This window comes from Deinococcus piscis, assembly GCF_014653275.1.
Taxonomy (GTDB): Bacteria; Deinococcota; Deinococci; order Deinococcales; family Deinococcaceae; genus Deinococcus; species Deinococcus piscis.
The window spans coordinates 1-16,599 of sequence record NZ_BNAL01000022.1; the positions used below are offsets into that span (position 1 = coordinate 1).

A 16,599-nucleotide genomic window follows, 5' to 3' on the forward strand; every position below is an offset into this window, starting at 1 on the left:
GAAGTGGCTTGGCTGCCATCCGGACATATACGAAGTGTAGCAACTCAGACCTCCACCGTTATCAATAGGGTCGTACGGGTTGCCGGCCACTCCAGCAGGGCGAAGGTCCGGTGATCTGGAAAGCCGCCGCTGTCCAGGGTGCGGGAATCGAAAATCATATCGGGGAGGTGCGCGGTGCCCAGCAGTTCGGACATCAGCAGGCCCTCGGCAGGGCTAAGGCTCAGCGCCTGCGCAGCTTCTTGGAACTTTTGCGTACGTTGCCACTCGGGCAGGGGGCTGCTCAGGGCCAGCAGGGCTTCGAGTGCCCGTGCCGCCAGCTGGCCCATCTGAGCCGGGGTGGCCGGGGCGTAGCGGGCGGCGCTGGCCGCCGAGAAATCGTTGCCTTCCAGTGTGCGTCCCCGCAGCAGCAGTGCGGCGGCGCGGGCCAGCCGCATAGACGCATAAGCTTGGTGCGGTTGCGCCAGATAGGTACACAGCCGCGCGCGGTTGGCGATGACTTGCAGCGCCCGTGGAGCGGCCCGCTCGCTCCGCAGCAGCAGCAGGTCATCTTCAAGCGCCGCTTGGATCAGCTGGCCGCCCAGGTCGAAGTTCCACAGGCGCAGTTCGGCGGGCAAGTCACTTCTGAGCGACAAGGTACGCTCTTTCTCGTCGGGAGCTGCCAGACGCAGCTCGGTGTCTGTGCCGCTGCGGCGCAGGTTCAGCTTCAGTCCCCGCCAAAGGAGTGGGCGCGGACGTTCCTCCAGCTCCGCGAGGTTGACAGCCAGCGCCGACGCTCCAGTTTCATGCAGGTCTGGGGTGAGCAGTTCGGCACTGCCGCGCACCGGATTACGTGTTGGCCACTGTCCGAGCAGGCCCTGAATCGCGCTGACCGTCTGACCGAGGAGCTGCTGTTCTGCGGCCCAGACCGGTGTTTGGTCGGTGAGCAGCAGTTCGGCGCTTCCTGCATTTTCGGCTGGATCGTAGAAGGCGGCAGCCGGTTTGTCGCGGGCATCGCTCTCTCCCCACTGCGTTGGCGCTGTGTGCTGACCTAGAGGAAGTTGGTACGCGTGGCCACCCTGCGACTGCGCGAGGTCCTCAATAGCCCGGTTCAGTCGTTGCCGCCCGGCGGCGGTAGAGAGGACCGACAGCAGAGCGTCGGCCAACGCTGCGATTTGGGTCGGTCTGGTCAGGCCGGTGCCGAGTGCGCCTTCCAGAGTCATCAGTGGCGCAGGGGCCTGGCCGTGCTGTGAGCGGCGCAGGTTCTCGCTGGCACTGGCCAGGATTCGCAGGGCCATCAGGCGCGGTTCACAGCGGGTGGCCCATAGGCGCGCGAACACCCAGCGCTGGGCGTCCGCTTCCCAGAGCCGGTCACTGAGGGCCTGTAGGGTTCCTTGAAGGTCCGATGCCGGGTCCATGGTGGGCGCGGCCCGCAGCTGCGAGGCCACCGCAAAATGCACTCGGCCCTGACGCTGAAGGTCACGGAACTGACGCTCGGTCTGCATCAGTCGCTTGCGGGCGGCGCCATCCAGAGCGTCTGAAAAGAGCAGAGTCTCGCGCAGGGCCTGAAAGCTGTGGCGGTCTCCCCGGGGACTGCGGCCAAAGGTCAGGTCTTCTACCCGGTATTCATACAGCTGCACCAATTCTTCCAGCCACTCATCCGCTCTCATCCGGCTCAGTATAGTGACCTGGTGGGCCATACTTGGCGCTTTTTAATTCGGGGCTGCGCTTGGGTCCCTGTTCCATAGGCGTTCCGTCTGCTCTGCGCACCGTTGTGAGAGCGGCGAGACGTTCGGCTGTTTAAGGTTGAGGCCATGAGCTGCCAGGTTCCCGGCGAAGAAGCCGCCTGTGGCCAGCTCCGCCACGGACCGGCATAAGACAGGAGCCCGCCCTGCGGGTAAGCTGATGGGCACGGAATGGGGCGAGGAGATGAGGACGAGAATGCGTAAAGTAGGCTGCCCCCAAGGGGTGCAGAAGTGACTGAACTGCTCAACGGTGTGTTGCTGCTGGGACTGTTTGCCGCTGGGCTGCGGCTGATGCTGCTGCCTGCAGAAAAGACCCTGCGCGGGCTAATCTTGCTGCTCATGCTGGGTCTGCTGGCGCTGGTGGCAGCGGTCAACTGGCAGGTGGATGCTGAGCAGGCCCTGGGACGTGTACAGGCGGCGCTGATCCTGCTCGCGGTGGCATTGCCGGGCCTGCTGGGACTGCGGATACGGCAGACCGACTGGTTGCAGCAGCTGGTCCGCGGCCCCGAGGGGGTGCCCCGGCGCGGGCCGGGACTGCCGATGGCCCGGCCTGGACCCAATCGCCGAACCTGGATTCCCGGTGCGCCCCCTGTTTCTCCACAGGGAGATACCGAGATTCCGGTCTTCGCTGAATATGAAGTAGAGCGGCGCGTGGGCGTGGGCGGTATGGGAAGCGTGTATCTGGCGCACCGGCGCAGCGACGGGCAGGCAGTGGCCCTCAAAGTGCCGCAGGAGCGCTACTTGGCCGACGAAAAATTCGTGAAGCGCTTTTTCCGTGAGGCTGAAATCCTGAGTCAGTTCAACCATCCCAACATCGTGCAGGTATTCAATTACCGCATGGGTGGGGGTGAGTATTACATCGCCATGGAGTACCTGCAGGGCATATCGCTGGAGGACGTGCTGGAAAGCCGCACCATGACCCTGCCCGAAGCGGTGCAGGTGTTCCGGGCGCTGGCCGACGCCCTGCGGCATATCCACCTGCACAAAGTGGTTCACCGTGACCTCAAGCCGTCCAACGTGATGCTGCTCCAAGATGCTTGGGACGGCTCAGAGTTGCAGCCTGGCGGAGTGAAACTGATGGATTTCGGCATCGCTGTGGGGCAGGCCCTCTCGCGCCTGACCATGACCGGGGCGCGGGTGGGCACGCCCACCTACATGGCTCCTGAACAGGCCAAAGGCATTCGCACCGATGCCCGCAGCGACCTGTATGCGCTGGGCTTGTTGGGATACGAAATGGTCACTGGCCGGGCCGCTTTTGAGGGCAGCTATGAGTCGGTGGTCCACCAGCAGGTGTTCGAGGACCCCAAACCTCCCAACCAGGTGCGGCGCGGGATTCCTAGCCGCCTGAACGATCTGATTCTGTCCATGATCGAAAAAGACCCCGATCACCGCCCCAACCTGGATGAAGTGATCGCGGCCCTGGACGATGACATTCTGGTCGATGAAGCTTTTGAAGACCCCGATGTATTGATGCTGGCGGTGGATGACCCCCAGGGCACCCTGCGGCTGCTGGACACCAGTGGCAAGCTGCGCCAGAGCTGGGGCAGTAGCGGAGCCGAGCAGGGCCAAGACATGCGGTTGCCGGCCATACCGACGGCGCTGGGGCGAGGGAGCGCGGGGCAGCTGCTGGTGGCTTTTGGACAGCACCGGCGGCTGGAAGGTGGCATGGTGTGGGTGCTGGATTCACGGGGCCAGCGGGTGCGGCATTTTGGAAGCTACGGCCTGGGCGAAGCCGAGCTGCTCCGCCCGGTGGGTCTGGCGACTCTGGGTGACCAGTACTATGTGCTGGACGGTGAATCCCAGCAAGTCAAGGTGTACGGGCTGGACGGCAGCTTCCGTTTCCGCTTTGGTGGACTGGGCAGTGAAGAAGGCGAATTTCGCCAGGCGCAGTCCCTGTGTGCCGGTGGGGGATACCTGTATGTGCTGGACTGCGGCAATCACCGGGTGCAGCGCTTTAGCCCACAGGGCAAGTACGTGTCACGTTTGGCCTTCCGGCTTGAACGCGGCTCGGATGATCTGCGCCCTCTGACGGGCCTGACGGTAGACGCGGGCGGCGCGGTCTACCTGGTGGACGCCATCGCTGGCAAGGTGCGCCGCGTGGATGCCGACGGAGCCCCCAGCGCTCCGGTGGCCCTGCGCCGCGAGGTGGGAGAAGGTGCCGACGCCCTGTGGCTGCTGGGAACCGGCCCCCGTGGGCAAATTTACGCTGTGCCGCGTGGTGGGCAGCTGCTGCGGATCTACAGCCCGTCCGGTGATCTGCTGGGCACCCGCAACATGTACACCCCGGTGCAGGCGCTGAGCGCTTTTCGCCGCGATGTGGACCAGTCCGGCCCAGCGCAGTCCAGTACAGGTCAGAGCAGTCCAGAAGAGGCTGCGCTGCTGCCGGACGCGCAGAGCATTAGCGGGTAGGGGGCGGCGGGGCCTGGGGAGCTTGGCGGCTGCCCTGGCCCTGCCCTAACCCGTAGAGGCCCAGGCCCCAGCCCATCGCTGGGCCGCTCAGCAGAGCGAAAGCAGCGGTGCCCAGGCCCACCTGGCCGCCGAGCAGCCAGCCCACCCCCAGCACCCCCAGTTCAATGCAGATGCGCACTGCAGCCACAGGCAGGCCGCTCAGCTGCGATAGCCCCATGACCAGGCCGTCGCGGGGACCGGCACCCATGCCGGCGGCCACATAGGTGCCGGTTGCCAGTCCCAGCAGCAGGGTACCGCCCAGCAGCTCGGCCCAGCGCAGGCCCAGCCCAGTCGGCTGCGGCAGGAAATCGAACAGGTCCAGAAACAGCCCGACCAGCAAGGTGTTCAGTACTGTGCCCAGGCCCACCGGTTGGCGCAGCAGCAGCCAGCTGAACGACACCACCAGCACGCCCATCAGGATGCCAGCCTGTCCCACCGTCAGCGGCAGTCGTCTGGCCAGGCCCGTATGCAGCACGTCCCAGGGGGCTACGCCTACCCCCGCGTCAATCATCAGGCGCAGGCTGAGGCCGTACAGCATCAGCCCGGTCAGCAGGAGGGCCAGCCGGGGCCCAAAACGCCAGCGGGAAACCCCGGCCAGGGGAGCAGCGGTCTGAGCAGGGGTCAAATCGAGAAACCGCCGTCGACCAGCAGTTCCTGTCCGGTGATGTAGCCCGCTTCCTCCGAAGCTAGAAAAGCGATGGCTGCCCCAACTTCACGCGGCTCCCCGAAGCGGCGCAGCGGAATGGTGCGGGCCAGCGCTGCCGCCTGCTCGGGGTCAGTGTGCAGGTTTCTCAGGCGCTGGGTGGCGGTGTAACCGGGTGCCACCGTGTTGCAGGTCACGCCATCTGCACCTACTTCCAGGCTGAGGGTCCGCAGGTGATTGGTCACGGCAGCCCGCATGGCGTTGCTGACAGGCAGATTGAGCGCCGGGTGCCCCACCGTCATGGACGTCACCGCAATGATCCGGCCCCAACCCCGCCTACGCATTCCTGGCAAGGCACCGTCCGCCAGCCGCACAGCGCTCAGAAAATTGGTCCGGTAGCCCTGGTCCCAGGCGTCTTCGGTGACTTCGCTGGGGAGCGCCGGCGGCGGCCCCCCCGCATTGGCGACTAGAATGTCGACCTGCCCTGCTGCGTCCAGGGCGGCCTGCACGCCTTGCGGGGTGCCTACATCCGCCACGGCCCAGTGGGCTCCAATGCTCTTGGCTGCCGCCTGCACCTCCTGCTCGGTGCGGGCCGCCAGGGTCACCTCTGCGCCCAGTTCGCGCATCAGGGCCGCCGCCGCAAAGCCGATGCCCTTGGAGCCGCCCGTGATCAGGGCTCGCTTGCCGTCCAGCCGGAAAGGAGTCGGGGTCATACCGCAGTGTAGCGGCCAGGGCGGGAAGTGGTCAGGTCAGCAGGCTGCGCCCAAGAAAGACCGCCCCCAGCCCCAGCACTGCCAGCAGCGCCGCTCTGCTGATCTGGCGGTCTGTCTGCCAGGCGGTGGCAGCCACCCACAGCGCAGCCAGCACGGGTAGAGACGCTGTCCACCCAACGGCGTAAGGGCTGAGTGGCGGCCAGATCAGCGCGGCGGCCATCAGGACCATGGCCGATGTGGTGCCGGAGGCGTACAGCTGCGCCAGCCGGGAAGAAGTCCGTTCGGGAAGATGTGCGGGAGCGTCAGCAGCGGCCCCAGCGGACCCGGAAGGGGGCGGCGCAGATGGAACGGGCATGGCGGCAGTCTAGAACATTCGACAAAAAGACGGACCACTTTCCCGCAAGCAGGGCGCGTGCAGGACTCCCTGCAGACCGCATTGTTGGGACTTGCAAAGCTGCGCTGCAGCGAACTGCTCTGGCGGTGTATTCCCAGCGGATGCGGCGGATGCTGGTTAAGGCAGGCGCGGGGAGCTGGGCGGGTGAGCGGTATTCTGGGGCCATGAAACGCGCCATATCCCTGTTGCTGACCCTCCTGACGGCCCAGGCGACTGCGGCCAACTTGCCTCAGCCGTACCGCTACGGTTTTAGTCAGGATGGGGCCTATCACCTGATGTTGACCACCTGGACCGAAGACGGCAGCGGATTTCCAGCAGCCAGCTTGCGGGTGGTGCGCCAGGGCGTAGGGGTGGTGCTGGAAGACCGGCAGGTCGTCCGCGAGGAAGCCGCCACTGAGCAGGCCACCCGTGACGTGGCCGATGGTCTGCTGAACCGGCACGCCGCTCGGCTCAAAACCCTGGGACTGGAGCAGCCGGTGCCGGGACAGGTGCTGTGGGCCCAGGCTGTGCCGCTGCCGTCTCTGGCAGGCTGGCCGCCCCAGGAGCCGCAGACCGTGACCCTCGGTAGGGGACTGCCCAGCCGGGTGCAGAGCCTAGAAGTGCGCCCCCAGGCCGCCTACAACACCTGTCAGTCCCCTGGCATCTTGCCTGCTGCGCCCGTTGGCCTGCGGCTGAAGGTGAACGGAGCTGACTGGTTCCGTGACAGCACCCGCCTGCCGGAGAACCGCGCCTGTGTGGCTGGGTACCGCTTGGAAGCGGTCTGGCAGCACGGTGACGCTGTGGCTGTCCTGCTGCGTGCCTATGGTCCAGGCTTCGAGGGACCTGACGCGTTGCCCCTGACCCTGCTGAACCGCCTACCGGCTCAGGCGGCACCGGTCCAACCTGCTTCAGCGCGGCCCAATTCACTTCAGGGAACTTCATCCGCTCAGCCATGATAGACCCCGGCCTGACCATCCTGACCGCCATGATCACGCCAGCGGTGTTGATCAGTGGCGCAGGGGCCATCCTGATGAGTACCACCACCCGCGTGGGCCGCGTCACTGACCGGATCAAGCATTACACCGACCGCTTCCGTGCCCTGGTTGAAGGCGACCACCTGGACGGCACCCTGGCCACGGCGGAAAAGGAAATGATTATGGGACAGCTGGAAATTCATTCGCAGCGCAGCCGCATGCTGCTGCGGGCGATGACGGGGCTGTATGTCGCCATCAGCCTGTTTGTGCTCGCAAGTGTCCTAATCGGTGCCCGTGAGCTGACCCAGGGCACCACCGGCGTGCTGCCGACGGTGGTGGCGGTGCTGGGCTCGCTCTCATTGGCCTACGCCACTTTGATGCTCAGCGTAGAGGTGCGCCTGAGTGCCAAGGCCACTCGCCAGGAGATGAACTTCATGCTGCGCCTGGGCGAGCGCTACGCCCAGTTGTACGACGAGTCCTATCAGCGCTCCGCAGTTCGGGAAGGCGGTGCATCTTCTGTGCCTGCTGAGTCGCCATGAAGCGTGGCTGCCAGCCTATCTGAAGTAGCAAATCCAAAAAGCCCCCGCTCACTGGCGGGGGCTTTGTTGTGAGGGAAAGGCTTAGAGCGTGATGCCGGAAGCCGGAGCTTCGGCAGGCTCGCGCTCCTCGCTGCGGGGAGCTGGGGAGGCGGCCACAGCAGCGGGATTGTAGCGTTCCAGCGTGCGGTCGTCGGCCACCTGAATGTCGCGCACGGCGTTCAGGCCGGTACCGGCAGGAATCAGCTTGCCGAGAATCACGTTTTCCTTCAGGCCGATCAGGTCGTCTACCTGACCGCGCATGGAGGCTTCGGTCAGCACGTGGGTGGTGTGCTGGAAGCTGGCCGCCGACAGCCAGGACTTGGTGGTCAGGCTGGACTTGGTGATGCCCAGCAGCACCGGTTTCCAGCTGGCTGGAGTCTGGCCCGCTTCGAGGGCGTCGTTGGCGTCCTGCACATCCCAGCGTTCTACCAGCTGGCCTTCGAGCAGGTCAGTGTCGCCGCCTGAGGTGATCTCCACAAAGCGCAGCATCTGCCGCACGATGATTTCGATGTGCTTGTCGTGCACCTTCACGCCCTGGCTGCGGTACACACGCTGCACTTCCTCTACCAGGTAGCGCTGCACAGCGTCAATGCCTTTGTATTCCAGCAGGTCGTGCGGGTTCACGGCGCCGCGCGTAATCGGCTGGCCGGTTTCTACCCGTTCGCCGTCGCGTACGATCAGGCGCAGGGTCTTGGGCACCTTGACTGCGGTCTTGGAGGAGAACTCTTCGTCCTCCGCCTCAATGCGGATCAGGTAGCGCTCTTCTTCTTCTTCCACGCGCAGCACGCCGTCACGGTCCGCAATCACGGCCGGGACTTTGGGCTTGCGGGCTTCAAACAGTTCAATCACGCGGGGCAGACCCATGGTGATGTCACCGCCGCCGCCTGCCACACCACCGGTATGGAAAGTACGCATGGTCAGCTGAGTGCCGGGTTCACCAATGGACTCGGCGGCCACAACGCCCACGGTTTCGCCCAGGGACACGGGCGCAGCCTGCGACAGGTCGTAGCCGTAGCACTTGCGGTCCACGCCGTTGCGAATGGTCGAGTTGAATGGGGTAAATACGTGGACTTCACGCAGGTTCTCGGCTTCCTGGCCGATCTGCTGCACGTCTTCCAGGGCCAGCATGGTATCGGCGGCAATGGTGCGGTCACTCAGCTCAATGTCCACTGCCACGGTGCGGCCATAGATGCTGGTTTCCAGTTCACTGCCCTTGCGGGTGCGCCACTCGCCGGTGCGGCTGTCCACTTCACCGAGCGGAATGGTGGTGTAGTCGGTGGTGCCGCAGTCCAGGTCACGTACCACGATTTCGTGGGCCACGTCCACCAGTTTGCGGGTCAGGTAGCCGGAGTCGGCGGTACGCAGCGCAGTATCGGCCCCACCCTTACGCGCACCGTGGGTGGAGATGAAGTATTCCAGCACCGTCAGACCTTCGCGGAAAGACGCGCGAATCGGCACTTCAATGGTGCGTCCGTCGGGGCGGGCCATCAGTCCGCGCATCCCGGCCAGCTGAGTGATCTGCTGGGCGTTACCACGGGCACCCGACTGGCTCATGATCCACAGTGGGTTGAAGGGATAGTTCTCGGAGAAGTTCTGGAACATGGCGTTCTTCACTTCGTCCTTGGTGTCGTTCCACAGGTCCACGACCTGCTTGTAGCGCTCCTCCTCGGTCATGAAGCCGAACTCGTAGTTCTGCTCGATTTCGGCCACTTGAGCGTCCGCTTCGGCCAGGATTTCGGCCTTGGTCGGCGGAATCACGATGTCATCAATGCCGATGGTGATACCCGAAGTGGTGGACAGCTTAAAGCCGCTGTCCTTCAGGGCGTCCAGCAGGTGAGCGGTGGCCTCAATACCCAGCTCGCGGTAGCAGGCCATGACCATGTCCTTGAGGTAGTCCTTTTCGTAGGCCACGTCCAGGCGCACCAGCTGGTCCACCATGCTGGCATTCTCGCCCAGGGCCTCTTGTACCAGACGGCGGAACATCACGCGCCCGGCGCTGGTCGCGTGCAGCTGGCCGTTCAGGCGGATCATCACGTGGTCCTGGTAGTCCAGTTCGCCGCGGTCCACAGCGTGAATGGCCTCGTCGGGGCTGAAGAACTGATAGCGCAGGCGGCCTGGGCTGGTTTCCTCGCCCTTCACAGTTACCGGGCTATTCAGCAGCAGTTCGCCCTTATCGAAGGCGTCCAGCACGTCTTGCTCGGACCCAAACTCACGGCCAGCGCCCAGGTTGTCGCGGCGCAACTGGGTCAGTGTAAAGATGCCCAGGATGATGTCGCGGCTGGGTTTGACGTTCGGCTCGCCGTTGGCGGGTGAGAGCAGGTTGTGGGCTGACAGCATCTGAATGCGGGCTTCGGCCTGCGCCTGAGCGCTCAGCGGCACGTGAATCGCCATCTGGTCACCGTCGAAGTCGGCGTTGAAGGCTTCACAGACCAGCGGGTGCAGCTGAATGGACTGACCTTCCACCAAGACAGGTTCAAAGGCCTGGATGCCCAGGCGGTGCAGCGTAGGGGCGCGGTTGAGCAGCACCACTTTGTCCTCAATCACTTCTTCCAGCGAGTCCCACACGCTGTCCTTGGTGTCACGGTAGCGCTCCAGCATCTTGCGGGCCTGCTTGATGTTGGTGACTTCGCCTTTTTCTTCCAGGAGCTTGAACAGGAAGGGCTTGAACAGCTCCAGAGCCATGCGCTTGGGCACACCGCACTGGTGCAGCCTCAGCTGCGGACCCACCACAATCACCGAGCGGCCCGAGTAGTCCACGCGCTTACCCAGCAGGTTCTGGCGGAAACGGCCCTGCTTGCCGCCGAGCAGGTCGGTCAGCGAGCGCAGGCTACGGTCTGAGCCGGGGTTGGTCACGGGGCTGCCACGGCGTCCGTTGTCAATCAGGGCGTCCACGGCTTCTTGCAGCATCCGCTTTTCGTTGCGGATGATCATATCGGGAGCACCCTGGCTCATCAGCTTCTTGAGGCGGTTGTTGCGGTTGATCAGGCGGCGGTACAGGTCGTTCAGGTCGGAGGTCGCAAAACGTCCGCCGTCTACCTGCACCATCGGGCGCAGGTCAGGTGGCATGACCGGCACAGTTTCCATGACCATCCAGCTGGGGCTGTTGCCGGAGCGCTTGAACGCACGCACGACTTCCAGCCGTTTGCGGGCGCGGGCGCGCTTGTGGCGGCTGTTATCGCTCATCATGCCGTTCAGCTCGGCTTCCAGGCTGTCCAGGTCAATATCGTCCAGCATGTCCTTGATCGCTTCGGCGCCCATCTTGGCTTCGAAGTCGTAGGACTCGATCACACGCACCTGCTTGCGCACCAGGTCAATTTCCACGCGGCCCGAAATCTCGGATTTCAGAGCGCCGGAGTCGGCCAGTTCGTCGCCCGGCTCCACGCGGTCACCGTTGACCACCAGAGGCTCGTCTTGGTAGTCGTACACCTTCGCCTTGCTCACGATGATCGAAGCGGGAGCATGGATGGTCAGGATGCCGTCGGCTTCAGCGATCACTTCCTCGTGCTCGTCAATCGCACCGACCACTTTCTGGCCCCGGCGTACTTCGCTGCCGTCGCCAACCAGCACATGCATGGTGGGATCAATCGCGTATTCGGCGCGGCGGTTCCAGTGCGCGGTCAGGGTGACATTGCCCTTCTTGCTGAAGGTTGCGCCGCTCAGGCGGCTGTCGCGGCTCACACGCAGGATTTTGCCTGCGGCGGCCTGCGCCAACACTGCGCCCGCATCCACGATTTCACCGTGCACCACCTGCACGTCCATGCCGTGAGGAATGTACACGCTGGCCAGCACCTTGGCCTTGGGAGCCTTTTTGGCAGGGGCGGTGGTTTCGGCTTCACCTTCTTCGTCCTCGTCGGTGACTTCAGGCTCGTCCACCTGCTCGCGCAGTTCCAGCATGACCGAGTCTTCGCCCATTTCCTTGAGGAACACCACGCCGGCCACGGGGGCCGCAATGGTCACGTCCTCTTCCAGCTCGGCCAGAATCTCGCCGGCTTTGAAGCTGTCCTGCTGCACCAGCGCGTCAGCACTGATGGGCAAGGTGGCTTCCTGCTCCTCGCGGTAAGCGATTTCGGCGCGGCGGGGGAAGCGGTACTGGGCCAGACCGTCCATTTTAGCCACCACGTTGCCGCCCAGGGTCTGACCCCGAGTCACGTAGTCGCCGTCCTTCACTTCAGCCTCAGCGCCGCCCTGCAGCGCGTAGGTTTCCTGGCGGCCAAAGCGCAGCTCACGGTACTCGTCGTCGCTCAACAGCTCGCCGCGCTTGATGGGGCGGCCTTCCTTCTGGGCGTTGCGGGGATCGGTGACCAGGAAAGAGGAGAAGTACAGCACTTTTTCCAGCTGCCCGGCGGTCAGGTCCAGCAGGGTGCCGATCTTGGAAGGGCTGTCCTTGACGTACCAGATGTGTGCAGCGGGAGTCGCCAGGTCAATGTGGCCCATGCGGTAGCGGCGCACCTTGGAGCTGGTCACTTCAACGCCGCAGCGCTCGCAGACCTTGCCCTCGTAGCGCTGGCGCTTGTAGCGTCCGCAGGCGCACTCGTAATCCTTGATCGGGCCAAAGATGCGCTCGTCAAAGAGGCCTTCGCGCTCGGGTTTCAAGGTACGGTAGTTGATGGTTTCGGGCTTTTCCACTTCGCCAAAGGACCATTCCCGAATCTTGTCGGGGCTGGCGATGGCAATGCGGACTTTGTTGAATTCTTTCATTGGTTCTCCTTCGGAGAATGTCTAAGGGTCTAAGAGCCGAAGAGGTCTGAGGAAAAAACTTCGTTTCCGTATTGCTGCCTTTCGCTCTCAACCCCCGTCAGACACGCTGACTTCTGTTCCCTTAGACTCTTAGACTGTTTGACCTTTGGGCGGGTGCGTCAGCGCCTTACCGCTTAGGCATCATCCCTTCAAAGATGTCCACGGCCTTGTCGGCATTGTCCAGCACTTCCACATCCAGGCCCAGCGAGTGCAGCTCTTTGACCAGCACCTTGAACGACTCGGGAATGGTGGAGTCGGCCACTTGCTCGCCCTTGACGATGCTCTGATAAGCGGCGTCACGGCCATCAATATCGTCCGACTTGATGGTCAGCATTTCCTTGAGGGTGTGTGCTGCGCCGTACGCTTCTAGCGCCCACACTTCCATTTCCCCGAAGCGCTGACCACCGAACTGCGCCTTGCCGCCCAGCGGCTGCTGGGTAATGAGGCTGTAGGGGCCAGTGGAGCGGGCGTGCAGCTTGTCTTCCACCATGTGGTACAGCTTCATTACGTACATGGTGCCGACCACCACGGGGCCGCTGATGGCTTCGCCGGTGCGGCCGTCGAACAGCACGCTCTTGCCGGTGCGGGCCAGCTGACGCAGAGCGCCTTCATAGTCTTCGCCAGGTTCGCTGATCACGCCGATCTTGGCAGCGCGGTCCAGCACTTCTTCCTCGCGCTTGTCGGTCTCGAAGCCCTCGTCCTTGCGCTCAGCCAGGCGCAGATCGGCTTGCTCTTCCAGCATGTCCTTGATCTTGGCCTCAGTGACCGAGTCGAACACCGGGGTCACGAACTTCCTGCCAGTCAGGCGGGCCACTTCGCCCAGGTGGGTTTCTAGAATCTGGCCCAGGTTCATACGGCTGGGCACACCCAGCGGGTTGAACACCAGGTCTACGGGCGTGCCGTCGGCCAGGTAGGGCATGTCTTCGGGGGGCAGAATCTTGGAGACCACGCCCTTGTTCCCGTGGCGGTTGGCTACCTTGTCGCCCACTTGCAGCTGCCGCTTCTGGGCCACGTACACGCGCACCATTTCACGCACGCCGGGCTTGAGGTCCACGCCTTCGTCGCCGCGGCGGAAGCGCACGGTCTTGACCACGATGCCGCCCTGACCGGACTGCACGCGCAGCGAGGTGTCTTTCACTTCACGGGCCTTCTCACCGAAGATGGAGCGCAGCAGCCGCTCTTCAGGGCTGGGTTCCGACTCACCCTTGAAGCTGGTCTTGCCGACCAGAATGTCGCCAGGCTTGACTTCGGCTCCCACGCGCACGATGCCGTCTTCGTCAAGGTCGCGCAGGGCGGCTTCCGAGAGGCCGGGGATGTCACGGGTGATCTTCTCTGGGCCGAGCTTGGTGTCACGGGCTTCGATTTCGTCTTTTTCGATGTGAATCGAGGTGTAGAAATCCTTGCGGACCAGCCCTTCGGAGATGCAGATGGCGTCTTCGAAGTTGAAGCCGTCAAACGGCATGATGGCGATGGTGATGTTCTGACCCAGCGCCAGGCGGCCAAACTCTGAAGCGGGACCGTCGGCGATGACCTGGCCCTTCACGACCTGTTCGCCCACTTCCACGATGGGGTGCTGGTCAAGGTTGGTGCCCTGGTTGGAGCGGGTAAAGCGCACCAGCTCAAAGGTCTGCACGTTGCCCTTTTTCATCCCCAGTTCGGGGGCGTCTTCGGTCAGCTTGATCTGGATGTTGCGGCTGTCTACATACATCACTTCGCCGGTCACGTCGCTCACCACACTGGTGCCCGAGTCGGTGATCACGCGCTCTTCTACGCCAGTGCCCACGCTGGGGCTTTCGGCGCGGACCAGCGGCACGGCCTGCGACTGCATGTTGGAACCCATCAGGGCGCGGTTGGCGTCGTCGTGCTCCAGGAAAGGAATCAGCGAGGTGTTGATGGAGACGATTTGCTTGGGGCTGACGTCCATGTATTCCACGTCGGCGGGGTCGTACAGCAAGGGATCACCCTGCTTACGCGCCAGCACGCGCTCCTCGGCAAAGGTGCCGTCTTCGTTCAGCGGGCTGTTGGCCTGCGCGATCACGAAACGGTCTTCGATGTCGGCGGTCATGTAGACCACTTCATCGGTCACCACAGCGTTTTCTACGCGGCGGTAAGGCGCTTCGATAAAGCCGAGGGGGTTGACCTTCGAGTAACTGGACAGGGAGGAAATCAGGCCGATGTTGGCGCCTTCGGGCGTTTCAATCGGGCAGATGCGGCCATAGTGGGTCCGGTGAACGTCGCGCACGTCGAAGCCGGCGCGCTCGCGGGTCAGACCGCCTGGGCCCAGAGCCGAAATACGGCGCTTGTGACGCAGGTCAGACAGAGGGTTGGTCTGGTCCTTGAACTGCGACAGCTGGCTGCGGCCAAAGAACTCGCGCATGGCGGCCACAATGGGGCGGTTGTTCACCAGTTTGGTGGGGGTAGCGGCATCGGGGTTGCCCAGCAGCATGCGCTCACGCACGCCACGCGCCATGCGGCCCATGCCTACGCGCAGCTGGTCGGCCAGCAGTTCGCCCACCGTGCGCACGCGGCGGTTGCCCAGGTGGTCGATATCGTCCTCATGAACCGGCACTTCCTGAGCTACACCGTCGGCGTCCGCGCCCAGGGTGATGGTTTCTGCGCCGTATTGCAGGGCCATCAGGTAGCGGATCGTGTCTACCAGCCCTTCGTCGGAGAACTGGCCGTCACGGAACGAGAGCAGGGTAGGGGCATTTCGCTGCCAGGTGCCCAGCTTGGTGTTCATCTTGAAGCGCCCGGGTTCGCCCAGGTCGTAGCGGCGGGGGTCGGCCAGCAGGCCGTACAGATACTGGGTGGCCTTGTCACGCTTGGGCGGATCGCCGGGGCGCAGCACAGTAAACAGCCGCAGCAACGCTTCGTCAGCATTCATGCCAGCAGTCTTGTCTTCCATCACGATGTCAGCGTCAAATTCGCTGAACAGCTCGCGGATTTGGCCGTCGTCCATGCCCAGCACGCGCAGCAGCAGAGAGACGGGGAACTTGCGCTTGTTGACCTTCATTTCCAGCATGTCGCCGGCCCATTCCAGCTCGATCCAGGGACCGCGCTTGGGCATGGGAATGATGGCCGCCGAGTACAGCTTCTTCAGGCCCTTGTAGGAGCTGGTGAAGTACACGCCGGGGGAGCGGTGAATCTGCGAAATGACCACGCGGTCCGCGCCATTGATGATAAAGGAGCCGTCTTCGGTCATCAGGGGCAGGTCGCCCAGGAACACCTGATCTTCTTTGATCAGACCGCTATCTTTGTGGATCAGTTGCAGCTTGGCGTACATGGGAGCCTGGTAGGTCAGGTCCTTTTCGCGGCACTCCTCGGGGGTGTAAGGAGCGTCGCCCAAGCGGTATTCCAGATAGTCGAGCACCAGGCCGGTTGAGCGGCCCTTTTCGGTTTCGTCGATGGGGAACACTTCGCGGAAAGCGCTTTCCAGACCAAAGTTGGTGCGCTCGCCAGGAGTCTTGCCTTCTTGCAAGAAGGCCTGGAAGGACTGCACCTGCACTTCGGTCAAATCGGGCAATGGGATCACTTCGGCGATATCACCGAAGCGCTGAATTTCTGGGCGTGACTGCATGTCCACCTCGTGGGAGTGGGGGCTTAAAAATGATGGCGGAAAGTGGGGAGCCAGCGCCCATCCAACGCAGCACAGGCCAACTCCCCAACTGGGGCGGTTGGCCGTTTATTCACTCAGCCGCAGGCCGAGACAAAAAAAGCCGCTTTGCGAAGAAGCGTCCGGTTCCTGGGAAACGGAGCAGGGCAGGGCGGCAGCTGAGGGGGGTGGGCAAGGTCTGGTCCTTTTCTTCTGGGCTTGAGAAAGAAGGCTCCATTCCAACCCATCATGGTTGGCTAAACTTGAGTATAGCCCCTCAGGTCAGCCCGTTGCAAGCGGGTTTGGGCGCGGCAGAGCGGAGTTCCAACTCCCGCGCCCACTTGAAGCAGGCCAGCCCCGAGTTAGGTCAGTGAGCGGTGGTCCACCATGATGCAGCGGTCCTGCACCACATCTACGCCCGCAGCGGTCAGCGCAGCGGCGGTCTGTGGGTCGCGGATGCCCTGCTGCATCCAGACCAGACGTGGGCGCGGATTCAGCGCCAGCAGGTCGTCCAGGTGCAAGTAAACTTTGTCCGAGCGGCGAAAAATCACCACGATGTCTACCGGAACGGTGATGTCGGCCAACTGGGCGGCAGCGGGAGAACCGAAGAACTCCTCGCCCGCTTCGGCCAGGGCGGGATTGACGGGAATCACGCGGAAGCCACGGCGGTGTAGGTATTCGGGAACGTAGTGTGCGGCGCGGCTGGGGTCGCGGTGGAACCCGATCACGGCGACGGTTGCGCCTTCGGGCCGCAGGTGTGCGGCCAGGTCCTGTGGGGTACCGAGCAAGGTCATAGGGGCCTCCAGAAGGGAAAGGGGTT

Annotated in this window: 10 protein-coding genes; 3 read left to right on the forward strand and 7 right to left on the reverse strand. The window is 63.6% G+C overall.

The genetic code is table 11. The features are described from left to right. Nucleotides 1-44: 44 nt before the first annotated feature. Complete coding sequence (locus IE158_RS08985) at nt 45-1,646, reverse strand: hypothetical protein (RefSeq protein ID WP_189643331.1); 1,602 nt, start codon at nt 1,644-1,646, stop codon at nt 45-47. A gap of 306 nt (nt 1,647-1,952) precedes the next feature. On the opposite strand from IE158_RS08985, the gene IE158_RS08990 reads away from it, so the two are divergent. Continuing rightward, nucleotides 1,953-4,130 carry a protein kinase domain-containing protein gene (locus IE158_RS08990; RefSeq protein ID WP_189643332.1) on the forward strand — a complete coding sequence of 726 codons (2,178 nt, stop codon included), beginning with the start codon at nt 1,953-1,955 and terminating at the stop codon, nt 4,128-4,130. Here IE158_RS08990 and IE158_RS08995 read toward each other — a convergent pair. Genes IE158_RS08995 through IE158_RS09005 form a run of 3 tightly spaced genes read right to left on the reverse strand, consistent with a single transcriptional unit; the run spans nt 4,120 to nt 5,880 of the window. Beyond that, entirely contained in the window at nt 4,120-4,794 is a 675-nt protein-coding gene (locus IE158_RS08995) for a YczE/YyaS/YitT family protein (RefSeq protein ID WP_189643333.1), read from the reverse strand. The genes IE158_RS08990 and IE158_RS08995 overlap by 11 nt on opposite strands. Beyond that, on the reverse strand, nt 4,791-5,525 hold the full coding sequence (locus IE158_RS09000) for an SDR family oxidoreductase (RefSeq protein ID WP_189643334.1): 735 nt from the start codon (nt 5,523-5,525) through the stop codon (nt 4,791-4,793). The genes IE158_RS08995 and IE158_RS09000 overlap by 4 nt, the downstream gene beginning before the upstream one ends. A gap of 31 nt (nt 5,526-5,556) precedes the next feature. Beyond that, complete coding sequence (locus IE158_RS09005; RefSeq protein ID WP_189643335.1) at nt 5,557-5,880, reverse strand: hypothetical protein; 324 nt, start codon at nt 5,878-5,880, stop codon at nt 5,557-5,559. Between the two features lie 203 nt (nt 5,881-6,083). On the opposite strand from IE158_RS09005, the gene IE158_RS09010 reads away from it, so the two are divergent. Next, entirely contained in the window at nt 6,084-6,854 is a 771-nt protein-coding gene (locus tag IE158_RS09010; RefSeq protein WP_189643336.1) for a DUF2259 domain-containing protein, read from the forward strand. After that, nucleotides 6,851-7,411, forward strand: a complete 561-nt coding sequence (locus IE158_RS09015; RefSeq protein WP_189643337.1) for a DUF2721 domain-containing protein — start codon at nt 6,851-6,853, stop codon at nt 7,409-7,411. Before IE158_RS09010 ends, IE158_RS09015 begins: the two co-directional genes overlap by 4 nt. Nucleotides 7,412-7,492: 81 nt before the next feature. Here IE158_RS09015 and rpoC read toward each other — a convergent pair whose 3' ends face one another. The 3 genes from rpoC to IE158_RS09030 all read right to left on the reverse strand — a co-directional run bounded on the left by rpoC (nt 7,493) and on the right by IE158_RS09030 (nt 16,573). Next, nucleotides 7,493-12,148, reverse strand: a complete 4,656-nt coding sequence (rpoC, locus tag IE158_RS09020) for a DNA-directed RNA polymerase subunit beta' (protein ID WP_189643338.1) — start codon at nt 12,146-12,148, stop codon at nt 7,493-7,495. 166 nt (nt 12,149-12,314) lie between these two features. After that, nucleotides 12,315-15,764, reverse strand: a complete 3,450-nt coding sequence (gene rpoB, locus IE158_RS09025; protein WP_189643339.1) for a DNA-directed RNA polymerase subunit beta — start codon at nt 15,762-15,764, stop codon at nt 12,315-12,317. A 377-nt stretch (nt 15,765-16,141) separates the two neighbouring features. Continuing rightward, nucleotides 16,142-16,573, reverse strand: coding sequence for a CoA-binding protein (locus IE158_RS09030; RefSeq protein WP_189643340.1), 432 nt, complete (start codon nt 16,571-16,573; stop codon nt 16,142-16,144). Nucleotides 16,574-16,599 lie beyond the last annotated feature (26 nt).